General features: G+C 65.0%; 19 protein-coding genes. 10 read left to right on the top strand and 9 right to left on the bottom strand.

All coding sequences use genetic code 11. From position 1 onward, the window contains the following. The coding region (locus V7D81_RS19865; RefSeq protein ID WP_324319543.1) for a GTP-binding protein at window positions 1–461 on the bottom strand (461 nt) is incomplete at its 3' end. A gap of 101 nt (window positions 462–562) precedes the next feature. Then, window positions 563–1,480, bottom strand: a complete 918-nt coding sequence (gene cysD, locus V7D81_RS19870; protein ID WP_324319545.1) for a sulfate adenylyltransferase subunit CysD — start codon at window positions 1,478–1,480, stop codon at window positions 563–565. A 238-nt stretch (window positions 1,481–1,718) separates the two neighbouring features. Here cysD and V7D81_RS19875 point away from each other — a divergent pair, with 238 nt between their 5' ends. The 6 genes from V7D81_RS19875 (at window position 1,719) to V7D81_RS19900 (ending at window position 8,649) form a co-directional block, all read left to right on the top strand. Beyond that, window positions 1,719–3,221, top strand: coding sequence for an efflux transporter outer membrane subunit (locus tag V7D81_RS19875; RefSeq protein ID WP_324319547.1), 1,503 nt, complete (start codon window positions 1,719–1,721; stop codon window positions 3,219–3,221). Further along, window positions 3,221–4,657, top strand: coding sequence for an efflux RND transporter periplasmic adaptor subunit (locus V7D81_RS19880; protein WP_324319549.1), 1,437 nt, complete (start codon window positions 3,221–3,223; stop codon window positions 4,655–4,657). The genes V7D81_RS19875 and V7D81_RS19880 overlap by 1 nt, the downstream gene beginning before the upstream one ends. After that, window positions 4,654–5,385 carry an ABC transporter ATP-binding protein gene (locus tag V7D81_RS19885; RefSeq protein WP_324319551.1) on the top strand — a complete coding sequence of 244 codons (732 nt, stop codon included), beginning with the start codon at window positions 4,654–4,656 and terminating at the stop codon, window positions 5,383–5,385. Before V7D81_RS19880 ends, V7D81_RS19885 begins: the two co-directional genes overlap by 4 nt. Next, window positions 5,385–6,593 (top strand): ABC transporter permease, encoded by a 1,209-nt coding sequence (locus V7D81_RS19890; RefSeq protein WP_324319553.1) that lies wholly within the window; start codon window positions 5,385–5,387, stop codon window positions 6,591–6,593. Before V7D81_RS19885 ends, V7D81_RS19890 begins: the two co-directional genes overlap by 1 nt. A gap of 110 nt (window positions 6,594–6,703) precedes the next feature. Next, window positions 6,704–7,516 (top strand): phosphatase PAP2 family protein, encoded by an 813-nt coding sequence (locus V7D81_RS19895; RefSeq protein WP_324319555.1) that lies wholly within the window; start codon window positions 6,704–6,706, stop codon window positions 7,514–7,516. A 161-nt stretch (window positions 7,517–7,677) separates the two neighbouring features. Continuing rightward, complete coding sequence (locus V7D81_RS19900; RefSeq protein WP_324319557.1) at window positions 7,678–8,649, top strand: alpha/beta hydrolase; 972 nt, start codon at window positions 7,678–7,680, stop codon at window positions 8,647–8,649. 53 nt (window positions 8,650–8,702) lie between these two features. Here the strand turns inward: V7D81_RS19900 and V7D81_RS19905 are convergent, their stop codons facing one another. Together V7D81_RS19905 and V7D81_RS19910 are read right to left on the bottom strand one after the other, a co-directional pair. Beyond that, on the bottom strand, window positions 8,703–9,350 hold the full coding sequence (locus tag V7D81_RS19905; protein ID WP_324319559.1) for an MBL fold metallo-hydrolase: 648 nt from the start codon (window positions 9,348–9,350) through the stop codon (window positions 8,703–8,705). A gap of 3 nt (window positions 9,351–9,353) precedes the next feature. Beyond that, window positions 9,354–9,593, bottom strand: coding sequence for a hypothetical protein (locus V7D81_RS19910; RefSeq protein ID WP_324319560.1), 240 nt, complete (start codon window positions 9,591–9,593; stop codon window positions 9,354–9,356). Between V7D81_RS19910 and V7D81_RS19915 the strand changes: the two genes are divergently transcribed. The 3 genes from V7D81_RS19915 to V7D81_RS19925 all read left to right on the top strand — a co-directional run bounded on the left by V7D81_RS19915 (window position 9,580) and on the right by V7D81_RS19925 (window position 11,642). After that, window positions 9,580–10,440 (top strand): SDR family NAD(P)-dependent oxidoreductase, encoded by an 861-nt coding sequence (locus tag V7D81_RS19915; RefSeq protein WP_324319562.1) that lies wholly within the window; start codon window positions 9,580–9,582, stop codon window positions 10,438–10,440. The genes V7D81_RS19910 and V7D81_RS19915 overlap by 14 nt on opposite strands. Before the next feature lie 125 nt (window positions 10,441–10,565). Next, window positions 10,566–11,108, top strand: a complete 543-nt coding sequence (locus V7D81_RS19920; protein WP_324319564.1) for a nuclear transport factor 2 family protein — start codon at window positions 10,566–10,568, stop codon at window positions 11,106–11,108. 129 nt (window positions 11,109–11,237) lie between these two features. Beyond that, complete coding sequence (locus V7D81_RS19925) at window positions 11,238–11,642, top strand: VOC family protein (RefSeq protein WP_324319566.1); 405 nt, start codon at window positions 11,238–11,240, stop codon at window positions 11,640–11,642. Window positions 11,643–11,725: 83 nt separating this feature from the next. Here the strand turns inward: V7D81_RS19925 and V7D81_RS19930 are convergent, their stop codons facing one another. Further along, a complete protein-coding gene (locus V7D81_RS19930) occupies window positions 11,726–12,598 on the bottom strand; it encodes a GFA family protein (RefSeq protein ID WP_324319568.1) in 873 nt (290 codons plus the stop codon). A 143-nt stretch (window positions 12,599–12,741) separates the two neighbouring features. On the opposite strand from V7D81_RS19930, the gene V7D81_RS19935 reads away from it, so the two are divergent. Next, the gene (locus V7D81_RS19935) at window positions 12,742–13,968 is read left to right on the top strand and encodes a multidrug effflux MFS transporter (RefSeq protein ID WP_324319570.1); all 1,227 of its coding nucleotides are present in this window, start codon (window positions 12,742–12,744) and stop codon (window positions 13,966–13,968) included. Window positions 13,969–14,060: 92 nt separating this feature from the next. Here V7D81_RS19935 and V7D81_RS19940 read toward each other — a convergent pair whose 3' ends face one another. The 4 genes from V7D81_RS19940 to gabD all read right to left on the bottom strand — a co-directional run bounded on the left by V7D81_RS19940 (window position 14,061) and on the right by gabD (window position 17,855). After that, window positions 14,061–14,492 carry an OsmC family protein gene (locus tag V7D81_RS19940; RefSeq protein WP_324319572.1) on the bottom strand — a complete coding sequence of 144 codons (432 nt, stop codon included), beginning with the start codon at window positions 14,490–14,492 and terminating at the stop codon, window positions 14,061–14,063. Between the two features lie 226 nt (window positions 14,493–14,718). Then, window positions 14,719–15,135 carry an OsmC family protein gene (locus V7D81_RS19945; RefSeq protein WP_324319575.1) on the bottom strand — a complete coding sequence of 139 codons (417 nt, stop codon included), beginning with the start codon at window positions 15,133–15,135 and terminating at the stop codon, window positions 14,719–14,721. Window positions 15,136–15,249: 114 nt separating this feature from the next. Further along, complete coding sequence (locus V7D81_RS19950; protein ID WP_324319576.1) at window positions 15,250–16,356, bottom strand: NAD(P)/FAD-dependent oxidoreductase; 1,107 nt, start codon at window positions 16,354–16,356, stop codon at window positions 15,250–15,252. Between the two features lie 20 nt (window positions 16,357–16,376). Beyond that, window positions 16,377–17,855, bottom strand: coding sequence for an NADP-dependent succinate-semialdehyde dehydrogenase (gene gabD / locus V7D81_RS19955; RefSeq protein ID WP_324319578.1), 1,479 nt, complete (start codon window positions 17,853–17,855; stop codon window positions 16,377–16,379). Window positions 17,856–18,002 lie beyond the last annotated feature (147 nt).

The raw sequence follows: 18,002 nt of genomic DNA on the forward strand, positions 1-18,002 counted from the left end.
AGGCTGACCAGATAGGAATGGCGGCGGGTCTGGGTCAGGATCCCCTTGCGCGCATCGATCAAAATGATCGCCAGATCGGCGGTCGACGCGCCGGTCGCCATGTTGCGGGTATATTGCTCGTGGCCGGGCGTATCGGCGACGATGAACTTGCGCTTGTCGGTGGAAAAGAAGCGGTAGGCGACGTCGATGGTGATGCCCTGCTCGCGCTCGGCGACGAGGCCGTCGACCAGTAGCGCGAAGTCGAGATCGCCGCCTTGCGTGCCGACCTTTTTCGAATCCGCCTCCAGCGCCGCGAGCTGATCCTCGAAGATCATTTTCGATTCGTACAGCAGCCGCCCGATGAGCGTCGACTTGCCGTCGTCGACGCTGCCGCAGGTGATGAACCGCAACAGGCTCTTGTGCTCGTGCGCCTTGAGATAGGCCTGGATGTCGGTGGCGATGAGATCGGATTTGTGGGACATGGGATCGGGGAATTAGCCGCAAAAGGCGCAAAAAGCGCAAAAAAGATTCGGAGTCAGATTCTGACCTTTGCGCTTTTTGCGCCTTTTGCGGCCATTCATCTTCAGAAATACCCTTCCTGCTTCTTCTTCTCCATCGACGCCGCGCTGTCATGGTCGATGACGCGGCCCTGCCGCTCGGAACTGGTCGTGAGCAGCATTTCCTGGATGATGTCAGGCAGGGTGGCGGCACGGCTTTCGACGGCGCCGGTGAGCGGATAGCAGCCGAGCGTGCGGAAGCGCACCCACTTCATCTCGGGTTTTTCGCCGGGCGCGAGCGGCATGCGCTCGTCGTCGACCATGATCAGCGCGCCGTCGCGCTTCACCACCGGTCGCGGCTGCGAGAAGTACAGCGGCACGATCGGGATGTTTTCGAGATGGATGTACTGCCAGATGTCGAGCTCGGTCCAGTTCGACAGCGGAAACACGCGCAGGCTTTCGCCCTGGTTCTTGCGCGCGTTGTACTGGCGCCAGAGTTCGGGACGCTGGCGTTTCGGATCCCAGCGATGCTGGGCCGAGCGGAAGGAGAACACGCGTTCCTTGGCGCGGGATTTTTCCTCATCGCGCCGGGCGCCGCCGAAGGCGGCATCGAAGCCGTACTTGTCGAGCGCCTGCTTCAGGCCCTGCGTCTTCATCACGTCCGTATGCACCGCCGAGCCGTGCGTGAACGGTCCGATGCCGCGGGCGATGCCTTCCGGGTTGATGTGCACCAGCAGTTCCAGGCCGAGCTTGCGCACCGTCTCGTCGCGGAAGGCGATCATTTCCCGGAACTTCCAGGTCGTGTCGACGTGCAGCAGCGGGAAGGGCGGCCTGGCCGGGTAGAAGGCCTTCATGGCGAGGTGCAGCATCACCGAGCTGTCCTTGCCGATGGAATAGAGCATCACCGGCCGTTCGCACTCGGCGACCACCTCGCGGAGGATGTGGATGCTCTCGGCTTCCAGTCGTTGCAGGTGGGTGAGGCGGGTCGTCGCAGTCGCGGTCATGGAGTCGAACTTGGGGCCGGCCGCAGTGGTCACAGTCCTGCGGTAACGGCGTGGTAACAGGGGCAGCGATTGTGCGGGAACGATCTGCCCGGCACATAGGCCAGTCGCGACGTTGCACAGCACCGGACGTTATAAGCGCCGCGCTTCCTGACCGAGCTGTAATCCATGAAATTTCAGAGACCTGCGCTTTACGATCGGTAACACTTCTTCGCAACCGGCGCGGGATGACTTGGTCATCATGCCGCGGCGTCGAACGGGGCCCGCCGTCACCGGCGCGCCCTCGCAAGGACAATCGCTGGTGGATTTTCTGAACTCAAAAGTCGGCCGAAATATAGGGTGCCTGTCCCTGGCCTGCCTGCTCACGGCCTGCGCGGTCGGGCCGGACTATCGTGCGCCGGACGTGCCGGTGCCGGATGCCTGGCATTCGCAGCCGCAGGCCGGTGTGAAGCCGGACAGCGCCGAGACCCCGGTGCTCGCGAGCTGGTGGACGGTACTGAACGACCCGACGCTGAATCAGCTCATCGATCAGGCGCTGGCGAACAACCTGACCCTCAGGCAGGCCAAGGCCAGCGTGGTGGAGGCCCGCGCCCGGCGCGCCATCACGGGCGCCTCGTTCTGGCCCTGGCTCGACGCCTCCGCCGGTGGCAGCCGCTCGGACTCCGACATCAACGGCAAGCAGGAAACCTGGGACGGCGGCGTCGATGCGAGCTGGGAAATCGACCTGTTCGGCGGCCAGCGCCGCGCCTTCGAGTCTTCGACGGCACAGCTCGCCGCCGCGGATGCCGAGCTGCGCGACGTTCTCGTCTCGCTGCTCGGTGAAGTTGCGTTGGCGTACGTCGACGTCCGCACCTCGCAGTCGCGCCTCAGCTATGCCGAGCGCAATCTGGAGTCGCAGCGCGAAGTGGTGGACATCACCACCTGGCGTGGCGAGGCCGGCCTCGCCACGGTGCTCGATGTCGAGCAGGCGAAGAGCAGCTACTCGACCACGCTTGCCGCGCTGCCATCGCTGGAATCGGCGCTCGAGGCTGGCAAGAACCGGCTCGCCGTGCTGACCGGCCAGACGCCCGGCTCGCTGGAGCAGCAGCTCGGCGAACGCAAACCGATTCCGGTCGCACCGGTGGACGTGGTGTCGAGCGTGCCCGCCGACGTGATGCGCCGTCGACCGGACATCCGCGCGGCCGAGCGCCGCCTGGCGGCGCAGACGGCGCAGGTCGGCGTCGCGACCGCCGAACTGTATCCGCGACTCTCGCTCGGCGGCTCGATCGGCGTGACGGCCGGTTCCGCGGGCGACCTGTTTTCGGACAACGTGCAATCGAACCGCTATGGCGTGTCGCTGAGCATGCCGATCTTCCGCGCCGGCGCGATCCGCCAGAACATCAAGGCGACCAATGCGCAGGTCGACCAGGCGCTGGCCGTGTACGAGGCGACCGTGCTGGCGGCCTACGAGGAAGTGGAAAACTCCCTGACCCAATGGGTCAACGAACAGCGCCGTCATGCCGCGCTGATCGATTCCGCCGGCAGTGCGCGACTCGCCAGCGAGCTGGCGCTGATGCAGTACAACTCCGGCCTCGTCGATTTCCAGACCGTGCTGACGGCCGATCGTCAGCTGATCTCCGCCGAAGATGCGCTGGCGGTCAGCGACGGCGAAATGACCTCCAATCTGATCCGGCTCTACAAGGCCCTGGGCGGCGGCTGGTCCGTCTTCCCGCCGGCCGCGACGGCCTCCAACGAACTACCCTGATGGACATGACAACCAACACCGTCACCGACGACGTCGCGCAGACGCTGGACTACGGCACGCGCGCGCCGCAATCCTGGAAGCCCTGGATCAAATGGATCGTGGCCGCGCTCGTCCTCGCGCTCATCGTCTATTTCGTCTTCCTGCGCGGCGGTTCGGGCGAGGTGCGCTACGTGACCCAGGAAGTCACCAAGGGCGATCTCACGGTGACCGTCACTGCGACCGGCAATCTCGAGCCGCGCAATCAGGTCGACATCGGCGTCGAACTCTCCGGCACCGTGCGTGCCGTCAATGTCGACGTGAACGACGTGGTGAAGAAGGGCGATCTGCTGGCGATGCTCGACACGACGCGTCTGAACGCGCAGGTCCTGCAGGCGCGCAGCTCGCTCGCTTCGGCCGAAGCGCGGGTGCTGCAGGCCGATGCCGGCGAAAAGGAATCGAACGCGAACTACCAGCGCCTGCTCAAGGTGCGCGAACTGAGCAACAACAAGATCCCCTCGCAGCAGGATCTCGACGTCGCCGAAGCCGCCGTCGCGCAATCCAGGGGCGAAGCCGCCGCGGCACGCGCTTCGGTCGCGCAGGCGAAAGCCAGTCTCGAAACCGTCCTCACCGATCTGTCGAAAGCGGAGATCCGCTCGCCCATCAACGGCGTCGTGCTGGTGAGGTCGGTCGAACCCGGCCAGACCGTGGCCTCGTCGCTGCAGGCGCCGGTGCTGTTCACGCTCGCCGAAGACCTGAAGAAGATGGAACTGCACGTCGCCGTCGATGAAGCCGACGTCGGCTCGGTGGAAACCGGCCAGACCGCGACCTTCACCGTCGATGCCTTCCCGAACCGGCATTTCTCGGCGCACATCACCCAGGTGCACTTCGCGTCGAACAACACGCAGAAGAGTTCGTCCTCGACCAGCAGCGGCGCATCGAGTGCCACCTCGACCGGCGTCGTCACCTACGAAACCGTGCTCGAAGTGGACAACTCCGAACTGCTGCTGCGTCCGGGCATGACGGCCACGGCGGAAATCGTCACGACCAACATCCAGGATACGGTGCTGATTCCCAACGCCGCACTGCGCTTCACGCCGGAAGGCGTCGACGTGCCCGGTGCGCCGTCCAGCACCCAGCAGCGCAGCAGCGCCTTGACGGCGATCATGCCGATGCCGCGCCGCTGGGGCGGCGGTCAGCAGCAGCAGAACGGCAATCGCCGCATGGGCCGCGCGTGGATCATCGAGAACGGCGAACCCGCGATGGTGATGTTCCGCACCGGCGCCACGGACGGACGCAACACGCAGGTGCTGCCGCTGCCGGAAGCGCCGGACGATGCGCAGCGCATGAACAACATGCCGCCGGAAGTCGCCGAACGCATCAAGCAGGCGCGGGCGCGCAAGCTCGAGCCCGGCAGCGCCGTGATCGTCGACGCCGAACAGCCGACGAAGAAGTCATGACCGGCATGCCCGAATCGCCGCAACCCATCATCGATCTGTCGCAGGTCACGAAGGTCTACGGACACGGCGAAGGCGAAGTGCGTGCATTGCGCGGCATCGACCTGCGCATTTTTCCCGGCGAATTCGTGGCGGTGATGGGCCCCAGCGGCGGCGGCAAGTCGACGTGCATGAACATCCTCGGCTGCCTCGATACGCCGACCAGCGGCAGCTACCGGTTCCTCGGCGTGCCGGTCGGCAACATGAGCCCCGATCAGCGCGCGCTGCTGCGGCGCAATTACCTGGGCTTCGTCTTCCAGGGGTTCAATCTGCTGAGCCGCACCAGCGCGCTGGAGAATGTCGAGCTGCCGCTCGTGTATCGCCACGTACCGAAGGAAGAGCGCCACCAGCGCGCCCGCAAGGCGCTGCAGGAAGTGGGTCTCACCGGCCGCGAAACCCACGTGCCGAGCGAACTGTCCGGCGGCCAGCAGCAGCGCGTCGCCATCGCGCGCGCGATCGTTTCCGAACCGCGCGTGCTGTTCGCCGACGAACCCACCGGCAATCTCGATACCGCCACCAGCATCGAGATCATGAAGGTGCTGACCCGGCTCAACGAGGAACGCGGCATCACCATTGCCATGGTCACGCACGAACCGGACATCGCTGCGTGGACGCGCCGCATCGTGCGGTTCCGCGACGGCACCATCGAAAGCGATGAGGCGAATGTGCCGGTACGGGCGGAGACCCACTGATGTTCCTGAACGCCGTCATCCTCGCCCTGCGCGAAATCCGCCGCAACGTGCTGCGCTCGTCGCTGACGATCCTCGGCATCGTGATCGGCGTGGCCGCCGTCATCACGATGGTCACGATTGGCGAGGGCGCCACGGCGCAGGTGCAGGCCGACATCAGCAAGCTCGGCACCAACCTGCTGCAGGTGTTTCGCGGCCAGGGATTCGCGCCGGGCGGCGCGCGCGTGGCCGCACCGCCGTTCGAACTGGCGGACGTCCAGGCGATCGAGAACCAGATTTCGGGCGTGGCGGCGGTGGCGCCGTCCTCCAACAGCAGCGCGCAGGCGATCTACGGCAACAGCAACTGGCAGACCCAGATCACGGGCACGAGCGACAAGTTCCTGGAGGTGCGCGACTGGGCGCTGGCCTCCGGCCGCAATTTCTCCGACTCGGAACTGCGTGCGGGCGCCGCGGTGTGCATCATCGGCAGCACGGTGCGCCGCGAACTGTTCGAGAGCGAGGATCCCATCGGCGCCACGATCCGTCTCGGCAAGCTGTCCTGCAATGTCATCGGACTGCTGGAATCCAAGGGCCAGTCCGGCTTCGGCCAGGACCAGGACGACCTGGTCGTGATTCCGTTGCGCACGCTGCAGCGACGCATGGCCGGCAACTCGGATGTCGGCGCCATCCTGGTCTCCGCGCGCGACGGCGTGTCGACCGAGAAGGTGCAGAAGGACCTCGAAAATCTCCTGCGCGAGCGCCGCAAGGTCCGCGCCGGCACCGCCGACAATTTCATCGTGCGCGATCTGAAGGAAGTCGCCAGCACCTTCACCAGCTCGACGCGCGTGCTCACCGCGCTGCTCGGCGCGGTCGCCGCCGTGAGCCTGATCGTCGGCGGCGTCGGCATCATGAACATCATGCTGGTGTCGGTCACCGAGCGCACGCGCGAGATCGGTACGCGGCTCGCCGTCGGCGCGATGGCGCGCGACGTATTGCTGCAGTTTCTCGTCGAGGCCGTGGTGCTCGCCGCACTGGGCGGCATCATCGGCATCCTGCTCGGACTGACGGCCGGTGCGCTCGCGACCAATGCATTCCACGTGCCGTTCGTGCTGAACCCGTCGATCATCATTCTGTCATTCACGTTCTCCGCGGCGGTCGGCATCGTGTTCGGGTATTTCCCGGCACAGCGGGCCGCGCAGCTCGACCCGATCGAGGCGCTGCGGCACGAGTGAGTGTTCGTGCGGATTTCCGGCACGCGCGCGACGGCCACACTCGCGATTGATTTCCTGATTGCGTGCGTCTGACGCAATGCCGCCGGCCCGGCGGCTCCATGGAAAGCCGCATGAACATGTCGACGCAGATCACCGTGCTCTTGTTCGCATTCGCAACGCTCGTCCTGAGCGGCTGCACGACGCTGCCCAACGGGCGCAGCTGGGGTGAAGACGCGACGGTCGCGCCGGGCTGGGAGCGCGTGCGCGAATCGGCGGTGAACGCGGCGAAAGATCCGTGGGTCTGGGCGCCGTTGCTCGGCGCCGCGGCCTTCCAGATCGACGACTGGGATCGACGCACGTCCGACTGGGCACGCGAACACACGCCCGTCTTCGGCTCGCAGCGCAGCGCCGAAGACTGGAGCGACGATCTGCGCAATGCCTCGGTGCTGGCGCACTACGTGACCATCGCCGCGACACCGAGCGGCCCCGATGCCGGCGACTGGATCGTCAACAAGGCCAAAGGCACGCTGGTCGGCATCGCGGCCGTCAGCAGCACGGTAGCGATCACCAACGGGCTCAAGAGCGCGACCGGTCGCGAACGTCCGAACGGTGACGACAGTGCCAGCTTTCCTTCCGGCCACACGTCATCCTCGGCCGTGCACACCCGTCTGGCTTCGCGCAACCTGCGCTCGATCGACATGAGCGACGGCTGGCGCTGCGCCGCCGACGTCGGTCTTACGGCGATGACGCTCGGGACGTCATGGGCGCGCATCGAGGCGGGCTGGCACTATCCTTCCGACACGCTGGTCGGCATGGCGATCGGCAACTTTCTCGCCTCGTTCTTCAACGACGCCTTTCTCGGGCTCGAGGAAAACAGCAATGCATCGCTGGCGATGCACATGGCGGAAGGCGGTGCGACATTGCAGTGGACGTGGCGGTTCTGATCTGGTTTCTTTCCTGCGGTGGGGCCGGCTTTCCCGCGGGACGACCGAAGGAAGTGGTTTATCCATTTCCTTAGGTCACAGCCGGCCGGAAGACAGTCAGGCTGAAGCCTGACCTACAGAAGAAGCTCCGTGCCTTGGGTTGCATGCAAGAGGGACCGACCATGACGTTCAGGATTCTCGCTCTCGTTCCCGCCTTCGTGCTGCTGTCATTTGCAGCATCGACGCAGGCGGCCGTCGAACAGCTGATCGCGGTCAGCACTCCGACCGGTGAGCTGCACGGCTCACTGATGCTGCCGGACGCAGGCAAGTCGCAGACGGTGGCGTTGATCATCGCCGGTTCCGGGCCGACGGACCGGGACGGCAACAATCCGATGACCAGGAATGACAGTCTCAAACTGCTGGCGACCGCGCTGGCGCAGGACGGCATCGCGACCGTGCGCTATGACAAGCGCGGCGTCGGCGCCAGCGCCGCAGCGCTGACCGACGAATCGAAGCTGGTATTCCACGACCTGGTCGCCGATGCGCAGGCGTGGGTGAAGCTTCTGCTGGGGGACCCACGCTTCCCGAACGTCGTGATCATCGGGCACAGCGAAGGCGCGACGATCGGCTTGCTCGTCGCGCGCGCCGGAGAAGCTCGCGCCTACGTCTCCATTGCCGGCCCCGCGCAGAGCGCGCCGCAGATTCTGCGGTCGCAGCTCAGGGGAAGACTGCCGCCAGAACTCGCGCAGACGAACGAGAAGATCCTGACTACGCTCGAAAGCGGCCAGTCGGTCCAGGATGTGCCGCCGGCGCTGATGACGCTCTATCGCCCGAGCGTGCAGCCCTATCTGATCGACTGGTTCAGGATCGTTCCGACCGAAGCGATCAGGGATCTGCGCGTGCCATGCCTGCTCGTTCAGGGCGACACCGACATCCAGCTGCCGGTACAGGCCGCGCAATCGTTGCACGCGGCGAATCCGGCAACCGAACTGGTGATCGTCGAGGGAATGAATCACGTCCTGAAACTCGTGCCGAACGAGCAGTCGAAGCAGCTCGCCTCGTATCGCGATCCGTCGCTGCCGCTTGCGCCGGCGCTCAGCGTCAGCATCGTCCGGTTCATCCGGGCACAGACGGGCGGTACCGCAGGGAGCTGATGCGTTGCGATCGAAGCGGATTCGATTGCCGCTTCGGTCGTCCTCGGTCGATGTCACTTCCCGAACAGCCGATCCGCCACGAACGGATTCGTCTGTCGTTCATTGCCGAAGGTGGACGTCGGTCCGTGACCGGGCACGAACGTCACGTCATCGCCGAGCGGAAACAGGCGTTCGCGGATCGAACTGAGCAACGTGGCGTGATCGCCGCCCGGAAAATCCGAGCGGCCGATGGAGCCGGCGAACAGCACATCGCCCACCCACGCGACACGCACGCCGCGATGAAAGAACACGACGTGCCCCGGCGTGTGGCCGGGGCAGTGAAAGACTTCCAGCGTTTCGCCGCCGACCGTGACGGTGTCGCCCTGATTCAGCCAGCGATCCGGCTCGAACGATTCTGCGGGCGGAAAGCCGTATTTGCGCGTGGCTTCGGGCAGGCCGTCGATCCAGAAGCGGTCGCCTTCGTGGGGCCCTTCGATGGGCACGCCCTTGAGCTTCGCGAGTTCGGCCGTGCCCGCCGCGTGATCGAGATGCGCGTGCGTCAGCAGGATCTTCTCGAGCGTGAGTCCTTCCTTGTCGAGTTGCGCCAGCACGCGGTCCAGATCGCCGCCCGGATCGACCACGGCGGCGCGACGGTTTTGTTCGTTCCAGACGATCGAGCAGTTCTGCTGAAACGGCGTGACGGGGAGAATGATGGCGCGCATGGGTCAGGCCGTGACGTAGCCACCGTCCACCGGCAGCGCGATGCCGGTGCGCAGCATTGAAATGATTCCGTACTTCATGTCGTAGAAGACGCCTCTCGGATTTACGGCAGCTACGATATCGGAATTCTCATCGGTCTGTTCGTGCAGCGGCAGTGTCGCGCAAAAAGCCCGGGCCGCGTATCTTCTGGCAGATTCGAACGATCCTTGCTGGCCGGTTCGGGAGATCCGTTTGGGCACGCTCACAGGCAAAGTCGCGGTGGTCACGGGCGCCAGCCGCGGGATCGGCAAGGGCATTGCGCTCGCGCTCGCGAGCGAAGGCGCCACGGTGTACGTCACCGGACGCACCGTGACGCCGGGGTCCTGTCCGCTGCCCGGTACGGTCGGCGAAACCGCCGCGGCAGCGACGCAACGCGGCGGCAGGGGCATCGCGGTCCAGGTCGATCACGCCAACGACGAACAGGTCGCCGCACTGTTCGAGCAGGTACGGCGCGAACAGGGCCGGCTCGACCTCCTCGTCAACAATGCGTTCGCCCTTCCCGAAGACCTGACCGAACCGCGGCCTTTCTGGGACAAGCCGCTTTCCAACTGGGAGATGGTCGACGTCGGCGTGCGCTCGAACTTCGTCGCCGCCTGGCATGCGGCGCACATCATGGTGCCGCAGCAGTCGGGATTGATCGTCGCGATCTCGGGCTACGTCGGCGTCACCTATACGTACGGCGTCGTCTTCGGCACCTGCAAGTCGGCGGTCGATCGCATGTCGCGCGACATGGCGATCGAACTCAAGCCGCACAACGTTGCCTCGCTGTCGTTGTGGCAGGGACTCACGTTCACCGAACGCGCCGAACGCAACCTGGCGCGCAATCCGGCGATGAAGCAGCAGGTCGTCACCCATCCGTCCATCGGCTGTTCGCCGGAATTTCCCGGCCGCGTGATCGCGGCGCTGCTGAACGATCCGAATCTCATGAAACGCTCGGGCGGCACGTTCATTACTGCCGAGGTGGCCCAAGACTATGGCGTGACCGACATCGACGGCAAAGTGATTCCGTCGCTGCGGGCGCAGCGCGGGGCGCCGATCTGGTCGCCGGTGTGAGCGAAGTGAATGGCCGCAAAAAAGGCGCAAAGGGGGCGCAAAATTCAGAGAAGAAATTTCTTCTCTCATTTGAGTCTTTTGCGCCTTTTTGCGGCCATTCTCCTGATTCAAGTTCCAGAAAGATCATGAGTACCCAGCAAACGCGTCTCGCCGTACTTCTCGACCGCCAGGACATCCTCGACTGCCTGATCCGGTTCAGTCGCGGCATGGACCGGTTCGATCGCGAGGTGTTCCTGTCGGCCTTTCATCATGACGCGGTGATCGCGGCGGGGCCGTTCGTCGGCGGGCCGAGGGAACTGTATGACTGGGCGTCGCAGCTGCACGAGCAGGGCCAGCACGCGACGCATCACAACCTGCTGAATCACACCTGCGACATCGACGGCGATGTCGCGCACACGGAAACCTACTATCTCTTCGTCGGACGCAATCGCGACGATTCCAACTGGATCGCCGGCGGGCGCTACATCGACCGGCTCGAACGTCGCGACGGCACATGGAAGATCGCCTTGCGCACCAACGCCATCGAATGGTCCGGCATGGTGCCGACGATGCCGATTCCCTTCAGCGACATTCCGGACATCGCCGGCAACGGCACGCCTGCGCGCAGCCCGGACGATCCGTCGTATCGGCGACCGCTCACGAACCTGCGCAAGCCGAACGTGCTCTGATCCTCGCTTGCGGGGCAGGGCGGCGTGGGGGAGTGCATCGAGCGACCCGCATTGCCAACGCTGCCATGAGCTGTCTTGTTCTGCTGCTAAGGTTCGCGGCCTGCCCAGTCATCGACGAAGGGAGCCGCCATGTCCGACGCCAATCCGAGCATCCTCTCGCACGTATCCATCGGCACGAATGATTTCGAACGCTCGTGCGCGTTCTACGATCGCGTGCTCGCGTCCCTCGGCTGCAAGCGACTCATGCAGCATCCAGGAGCGGTGGCGTACGGCCGGCAGTACCCGGAGTTCTGGGTCGGCTCGCCGTACGACGGCAGGCCCGCGGCGGTCGGCAACGGCACGCATTTCGGATTCGTCGCGGCCAGCAAGCAGCAGGTACATGCGTTCTATGACGCCGCGATCGCCGGAGGTGCGACACCCGATGGCGCTCCGGGCCCGCGCGAGGAATACGGCGCGCCGTACTACGGCTGCTTCGTGCGCGATCCGGATGGGCACAAGATCGAAGCGGCGTTCTGGGACCTGTCGCTGGCGTGAGTGACGGAAGTCACGGGGCGAAAGTCACGAGGGTACGGAAGTCACGGGTGCGTCTGACCTCGTGACTTTCGTCACTCCGCTCCTTAGAACATCACGTCCCGCACCCGATCCGGCGGCGGCATCTCTTCATACGTCGGCAGACCGTCGGTCAGCTCGAACCACGGCGCACGCGAACCGACCCAGATGTTGATTCCCGCCTTGATGGGCAGCGGCGTATCGAGGCCGCCGGCGGGCACGATGTAACGCTTGATCGGCGCGAACGCCGAAGGCAGCGTGCTGCCGCAGTCGGCGCAGAAACTGGTGGAGAAAAGCTGCGCCTCCGGCACCTTGTAGGTCCGGACCTTGTCCGCGCCGCGCGTCCAGCGCAGCTTGTCGAGTCGCGTGAAGAAGTTCACGCCGTGCGCCGTGCCGCGGCTCTGGCGGCAGCGCGAACAGTGACAGTTCACGACGTTGCGCGGGGATTCGTCGATCTCGAACGCCACGGCGCCGCACAGGCAACTGCCGTGAATCGTGTCGCCGCTGTCCGCCGCGGCGGGATTCTGCGGCGCCGGCACTGCCGTGCCGTAGCCCGGCGGATATTCCTCGAACTGTCGCAGATCGTCGGTGAGTTCGTGCATCGGCGATTTCGACGCCACGAAAATGTGCGCCTGCGGCTTTGCGTCCAGATCGTCGGCGAGGCCGCCGGCAGGACAGATCGCCATGCCGCCCGCGATGTCGGGCACGGGCGATCCGCATTCGCGACAGAAGGGTCGCTGGAAAGAGGGCGACGACCGGTAGTGAACGATCGCATCCTCGCCCTGCAACCAGCGGAAATTCTGTTCCGGCACGCCCAGCGTCGTACCGAACAACGAGCCGGAATGCTTGCGGCACATCGAGCAGTGGCAATGCGTCATCCACTGGCAGGGACCCGTCACCTCGTAACGAACCGTGCCGCACAGACAGGTACCGGTGGTCATGATTCGCCTCGCATTTCGGTGACGGCTGATGCAGGGCTGCGATGATGCCCCATCCCGCCGTGTTTGGAACGGGCAGTCCGCGCAAGCTGTGTCAGGAAGACAGACTGTGTACTCTGTGCGCTGTCGTTCTCCGCCTTCGTCTCATGACCCTCGACTCCCGATCCCATCGCATTCCCGGCTGGCTGCTGCTCGTCGGCGCCATGAGCGGCGTCGGTCCGTTCTCGATCGACATGTACCTGCCGGGCTTTCCCATGATCGAGCGCGAATTCGCCGAACAGGGCGTCGAGCGCACCATGGCCGCGTATCTCGTCGGCATCACGATCGGACAATTGCTGTACGGGCCGATCAGCGACCGCTTCGGCCGCAAACCGCCGCTGTACGTCGGCTTCACGCTGTACGTTCTCGGCGCGATGGGCTGTGCGTTCGCCAGCGACATGACCATGCTCACGCTCATGCGCGTGGTGCAGGCGCTCGGCGCCTGCGGCGGCCTGGTCATCGGGCGCGCGATCATCCGCGATCGTTGCCAGCCGCACGAGGCGGCGCGCGCCTTCGCCATCCTGATGTCGATCGTCTCGCTCGGGCCGATCGTGGCGCCGACGCTCGGCGGCTGGGTCATCACGCTGGTCGGCTGGCGCGGTACGTTCGTGTTCCAGGCGGCGCTGGGGGTGGCCTTGCTGATCGCGATGCACAGCCTGCTGCGCGAATCGCGCGATGCACTGAACATCGTGCCGTTCAGTACCCCGCATGTCGTGCGCACCTACGCGCGGTTGCTGCTCGATCCGGCGCTGGTGGCCTATTCGCTGCTGGGCGGCTTCGCCATCGGCGCGCTGTTCTGCTATGTCACCGGCTCGGCCACGGTGATGCAGGAACTCTATGCGCTGACGCCGCAGCAGTACGGCTGGCTGCTCGGCCTCAATGGCATCGCATTCCTGACCGCGAGTCGCCTGAACGTGCGCGCCCTGCGCAGCATGGGCCCGGCCGAATCCCTGTCGCGCGCGATCTGGTGGCCGCCGGTCGTGGGTGTGCTGCTGGTCGCATCGGCTGCGTTCGTGTCGCTGCCGCTGTGGTTCGCGATCATCCTGCAGTTCGCGTTCTTCCTGTGCACCGCGCGCGTCACGCCGAACGTGACCGCGCTTGGCCTCGCACCGCACGGAAAAACCGCCGGCGCCGCCGCGGCGCTGATGGGCTCGCTGCAATCGCTGGTGTCGACGCTGGCCGGCATGGCCGTCGCCGTCTTCAACGACGGCACGCTGGCAACGCTGGCGCTGCTGATGACGGCAGGCGTGGTGCTCGCCGTGGTCTGCTATTTCTGGGCGCGCAGATATGCATCTGGAACGCCGGGTCATCCGGACGATGGGATGGAAACATAGGAACTGCTTTTCTTTCTCTTACTGTGGGGCCGGCTTCAGCCGGCCTTTTTCAGAGCCGGCTAAAGCCGGCCCCACAGGAGGAAAGAAGAGTCTCAGGTCCATCCCGCCAGCCGCGTCTCCATCGTGATCTCGGCTTTGAGCAGGCGCGATACCGGGCAGCCCGCCTTGGCCGCTTCGGCAAACTTCTGAAACTCCGGCGGCGTCATGTTCGGAATCTTGGCGCGCACTTTCAGATGCACGGCCGTGATCGTGAATCCCGCCTCCGTCTTGAGCAGCGTCACCGCCGCTTCCGTCTCGATCGATTCCGGCGTCTTGCCTTCACCGCCGAGCTGCGCCGACAGCGCCATCGAGAAGCAGCCGGCATGTGCGGCCGCGATCAGCTCCTCGGGATTCGTGCCCTTGCCCTCCTCGAAGCGCGTGTTGAACGAATACTGCGTGCTGCTCAGCACGCCGCTCTCCGTCGAGATCGTCCCCTTGCCGTCTTTCAGGCCACCGTTCCAGACTGCCGTTGCTGTGCGTTTCATCGTGGGTTCCTCGGTTGTCGAAGAAGATCAGGAGTTTCACATGGAGATCACGGAGACCACGGAGGTCGGAAGGGAGAAGAGAATTTCCACGGGGGAAAGAATGGGAACACGGGGAGCACGGGGAAAGAAAATTTCTGTTCCGAGACCCCGTGCTCCCCGTGTCCCCCGTGGAAATTTCTTCTTTGTCTTCTCCGTGGCCTCCGTGATCTCCGTGTGAACTCCGCTCTTACGCCTCTCGAATCTCGATCGTATGCGTCAGCGTCGCGGTCTTGCCGAACATTGCCGACGCCGAACAATACTTTTCTTCCGACAGTTTCACGGCGCGTTCGACCTTCTTCGCATCGAGGTTGCGGCCCGTGATGATGTAGTGCATCCGCACGCGGGTGAAGACTTTCGGGTCGGTCTCGGCGCGCTCGCCGTCGACGTCGACGACGCAGTCGGTGATGTCCTCGCGGCTGCGCTTGAGTATCAGTACGACGTCGAAGGCCGAGCAGCCGGCGAGGCCCATCAGCATCATTTCCATCGGCCGGAAGCCGACGTTGCGCCCGCCCGCATCGGGCGCGCCGTCCATCACGACGCTGTGGCCGGAACCCGATTCGCCCAGGAACATCACGTCCTGGACCCATTTCACTTTTGCTTTCATGTTCTGATCTTCAGAAAAGAGAATGGCCGCAAAAAGGCGCAAAACACTCAAATGAGAAGAGAAATTTCTTCTCTGAACTTTGCGTCTCTTTGCGCCTTTTTGCGGCCATTCTCTTCATTGATGCCGCGGCACCAGCGCCGCCACGTGATCCGCAATCGCCAGCGACGCCGTGATGCCCGGCGATTCGATGCCGAACAGATTGATGACAGTGCTCACACCGTGCGACTGCGGGCCGTCGATGCGGAAGTCCGCCGCCGGTTCGCCCGGGCCGCTGATCTTCGGCCGGATGCCCGCGTACGCCGGTACCAGCTTGCCGTCTTCGAGTGCCGGCCAGAAGCGGCGGATGGCGCTGTAGAAACGTTCGGCGCGTTCCAGGCTCACGGTGTAGTCGAGCTGGTCGATCCATTCGACGTCGGGACCGAAGCGCGCTTGCCCCGCGAGGTCGAGCGTGAGATGCACGCCGAGGCCGCCGGGTTCCGGCACCGGATAGATGAGATGCCGGAAGGGAGCGCGGCTCGCGGTCGAGAAGTAGTGACCGCGGGCGTAGTACGCGCGCGGGATGTGCTCCGCCGGAAAACCTTCGATGCTGCTCGCCACCTGCGTCGCATGCAGGCCGGCGCAATTCACGACGAGGTTGGCGCGCAGATCGGGGCGCTCGTTCTGGTTCACGGCGAGCAGGATCGTCGACGTCTCCAGCCACAGGCGCTGCACGCTGTTGCGTACCGCGAGGATCGCGCCGGCATTCTCGGCTTCGCCGAGCAGCGCCTGCATGTAGCCGTGCGTATCGATGATGCCGGTCAGCGGCGAGAACAGCGCGGCGCGACAGTGCAGTTCCGGTTCGAGTTCGCGCGCCGCCGCCTCGCTCAGCCATTCGAGCCGCACGCCGTTGCCGAGGGCGGCGGCGTGAATCAGCCGCAGGTCTTCGACCTGCTCATCCGATGTCGCGACGATCAGCTTGCCGCAGCAGCGATGTTCGACGCCGGTACGCGCACAGAACGGATACAGCAGTTCGCGGCCGGCGACGCACAGCTGCGCCTTGAGCGAGCCGCGTGGATAGTAGATGCCGGCGTGGATGACTTCGCTGCTGCGCGAACTGACGCCGGTGCCGAAGGCATCGGCGGCTTCGAGAATGATGACTTCGCGACCGGCGAGCGCCAGCGCGCGCGCGACCGCCAGGCCGATGACACCGGCGCCGATGACTACGCAGTCGACGGAATCCATCGGCGCGGGTGCTCCTTAGATCAGATGCCGCCGAAGCAGAGGTACTTGATCTCCATGTAGTCCTCCAGCCCGTATTTCGAGCCTTCGCGGCCGATGCCGCTTTCCTTCACGCCGCCGAACGGTGCGACCTCGGTGGAGATGATGCCTTCGTTGATGCCGACGATGCCGCACTCGAGCGCTTCGGCGACGCGCCAGATGCGGCCGATGTCGCGGCTGTAGAAGTAGCTCGCCAGGCCGAACTCGGTGTCGTTGGCGAGACGGATCACTTCTTCTTCGGTGTCGAACTTCACCAGCGGCGCCAGCGGACCGAAGGTTTCCTCGCGCATCACCAGCATGTCGGCCGTCACGCCGGTCAGCACGGTCGGCGTGTAGAAGCTGCCGGCGGCATCGCCGCGCTTGCCGCCGTAGAGCACTGTCGCGCCCTTGCTCACCGCGTCCTGCACGTGTTCTTCGACCTTGTTCACGGCCTTGTCGTCGATCAGCGGACCGATCTTGGTGTCCTGCTCCAGGCCGTCGCCGACCTTCATCGCCTTCACGGCGTCGGCCAGCTTTGCCGCGAAGCGATCGTAGATGCCGCTCTGCACGAACAGGCGGTTGGCGCAGACGCAGGTCTGGCCGGCGTTGCGATACTTCGAGGCGAGCGCGCCGGCGACGGCGGCATCGAGATCGGCATCGTCGAACACGATGAAGGGCGCATTGCCGCCGAGTTCCAGCGACACTTTGGTCACGTTGGTCGCGCACTGCGACATGAGCACCTTGCCCACCGCCGTCGAGCCGGTGAAGCTCAGCTTGCGCACGAGGGGATTGCTGGTGAACTCCGCACCGATCGGGCGCGAGTCGCCGGTGATGACGGAAATGACGCCAGGCGGCATGCCGGCCTTCTCCGCCAGCACGCACATGGCGAGCGCGGAATAGGGCGTGAGTTCCGCCGGCTTGATCACCATCGTGCAACCGGCCGCGAGTGCCGGACCAGCCTTGCGCGTGATCATCGCGGCAGGAAAATTCCACGGCGTGATCGCGGCCGTGACGCCGATCGGCTGCTTCAGCACGACGATGCGCTTGTCGCGGCCGTGCGAGGGAATCACATCGCCGTAGGCGCGCTTGCCTTCTTCGGCAAACCATTCGATGAAGGAAGCGGCATACGCGATTTCGCCGCGGCTCTCGGCAAGCGGCTTGCCCTGTTCGACCGTCATCAGGATGGCGAGGTCTTCCTGGTTCGCCATCATCAGGTCGAACCATTTGCGCAGGATCTGCGCGCGTTCCTTCGCCGTGCGCGCGCGCCAGTCGGGCAGCGCTTGGTTTGCGGCGTCGATGGCGCGCTTCGCCGCGTCCGCGCCGAGATTGGGAATGGTGCCGATGAGCTTGCCATTCGCCGGATTGAACACCTGCTTGACCTTGCCGTCCGGCGCGTCTTCCCAGCGTCCGCCGATGAAGGCCTGCTGACGGAAGAGGGACATGTCGCGCAACAGCGGCTGCTGCGCTTGCGGGACGGCGGCCATGACGATTCTCCGCGAAACGAAATACGAAGGGGACGAGAGTCTAGGAAGCGGCACCGGGCGCGTCCAGCCGTCTTGCTGCAGGTCAGGCTTCAGCCCAATGGCACTGACTTAAGCGCAAGTGCGTTTTGTTCTTCCCCTCCTCCGCGC

The sequence above is a fragment of the Povalibacter sp. genome (assembly GCF_036735925.1).
Lineage (GTDB): Bacteria > Pseudomonadota > Gammaproteobacteria > Steroidobacterales > Steroidobacteraceae > Steroidobacter.

Bases quoted from the DNA above. Each gene is read 5' to 3' on its own strand.
- cysD (WP_324319545.1), bottom strand. From the start codon at position 1,480: ATGACCGCGACTGCGACGACCCGCCTCACCCACCTGCAACGACTGGAA.
- V7D81_RS19875 (WP_324319547.1), top strand. From the start codon at position 1,719: ATGCCGCGGCGTCGAACGGGGCCCGCCGTCACCGGCGCGCCCTCGCAA.
- V7D81_RS19880 (WP_324319549.1), top strand. From the start codon at position 3,221: ATGGACATGACAACCAACACCGTCACCGACGACGTCGCGCAGACGCTG.
- V7D81_RS19885 (WP_324319551.1), top strand. From the start codon at position 4,654: ATGACCGGCATGCCCGAATCGCCGCAACCCATCATCGATCTGTCGCAG.
- V7D81_RS19890 (WP_324319553.1), top strand. From the start codon at position 5,385: ATGTTCCTGAACGCCGTCATCCTCGCCCTGCGCGAAATCCGCCGCAAC.
- V7D81_RS19895 (WP_324319555.1), top strand. From the start codon at position 6,704: ATGAACATGTCGACGCAGATCACCGTGCTCTTGTTCGCATTCGCAACG.
- V7D81_RS19900 (WP_324319557.1), top strand. From the start codon at position 7,678: ATGACGTTCAGGATTCTCGCTCTCGTTCCCGCCTTCGTGCTGCTGTCA.
- V7D81_RS19905 (WP_324319559.1), bottom strand. From the start codon at position 9,350: ATGCGCGCCATCATTCTCCCCGTCACGCCGTTTCAGCAGAACTGCTCG.
- V7D81_RS19920 (WP_324319564.1), top strand. From the start codon at position 10,566: ATGAGTACCCAGCAAACGCGTCTCGCCGTACTTCTCGACCGCCAGGAC.
- V7D81_RS19925 (WP_324319566.1), top strand. From the start codon at position 11,238: ATGTCCGACGCCAATCCGAGCATCCTCTCGCACGTATCCATCGGCACG.
- V7D81_RS19930 (WP_324319568.1), bottom strand. From the start codon at position 12,598: ATGACCACCGGTACCTGTCTGTGCGGCACGGTTCGTTACGAGGTGACG.
- V7D81_RS19935 (WP_324319570.1), top strand. From the start codon at position 12,742: ATGACCCTCGACTCCCGATCCCATCGCATTCCCGGCTGGCTGCTGCTC.
- V7D81_RS19940 (WP_324319572.1), bottom strand. From the start codon at position 14,492: ATGAAACGCACAGCAACGGCAGTCTGGAACGGTGGCCTGAAAGACGGC.
- V7D81_RS19945 (WP_324319575.1), bottom strand. From the start codon at position 15,135: ATGAAAGCAAAAGTGAAATGGGTCCAGGACGTGATGTTCCTGGGCGAA.
- V7D81_RS19950 (WP_324319576.1), bottom strand. From the start codon at position 16,356: ATGGATTCCGTCGACTGCGTAGTCATCGGCGCCGGTGTCATCGGCCTG.
- gabD (WP_324319578.1), bottom strand. From the start codon at position 17,855: ATGGCCGCCGTCCCGCAAGCGCAGCAGCCGCTGTTGCGCGACATGTCC.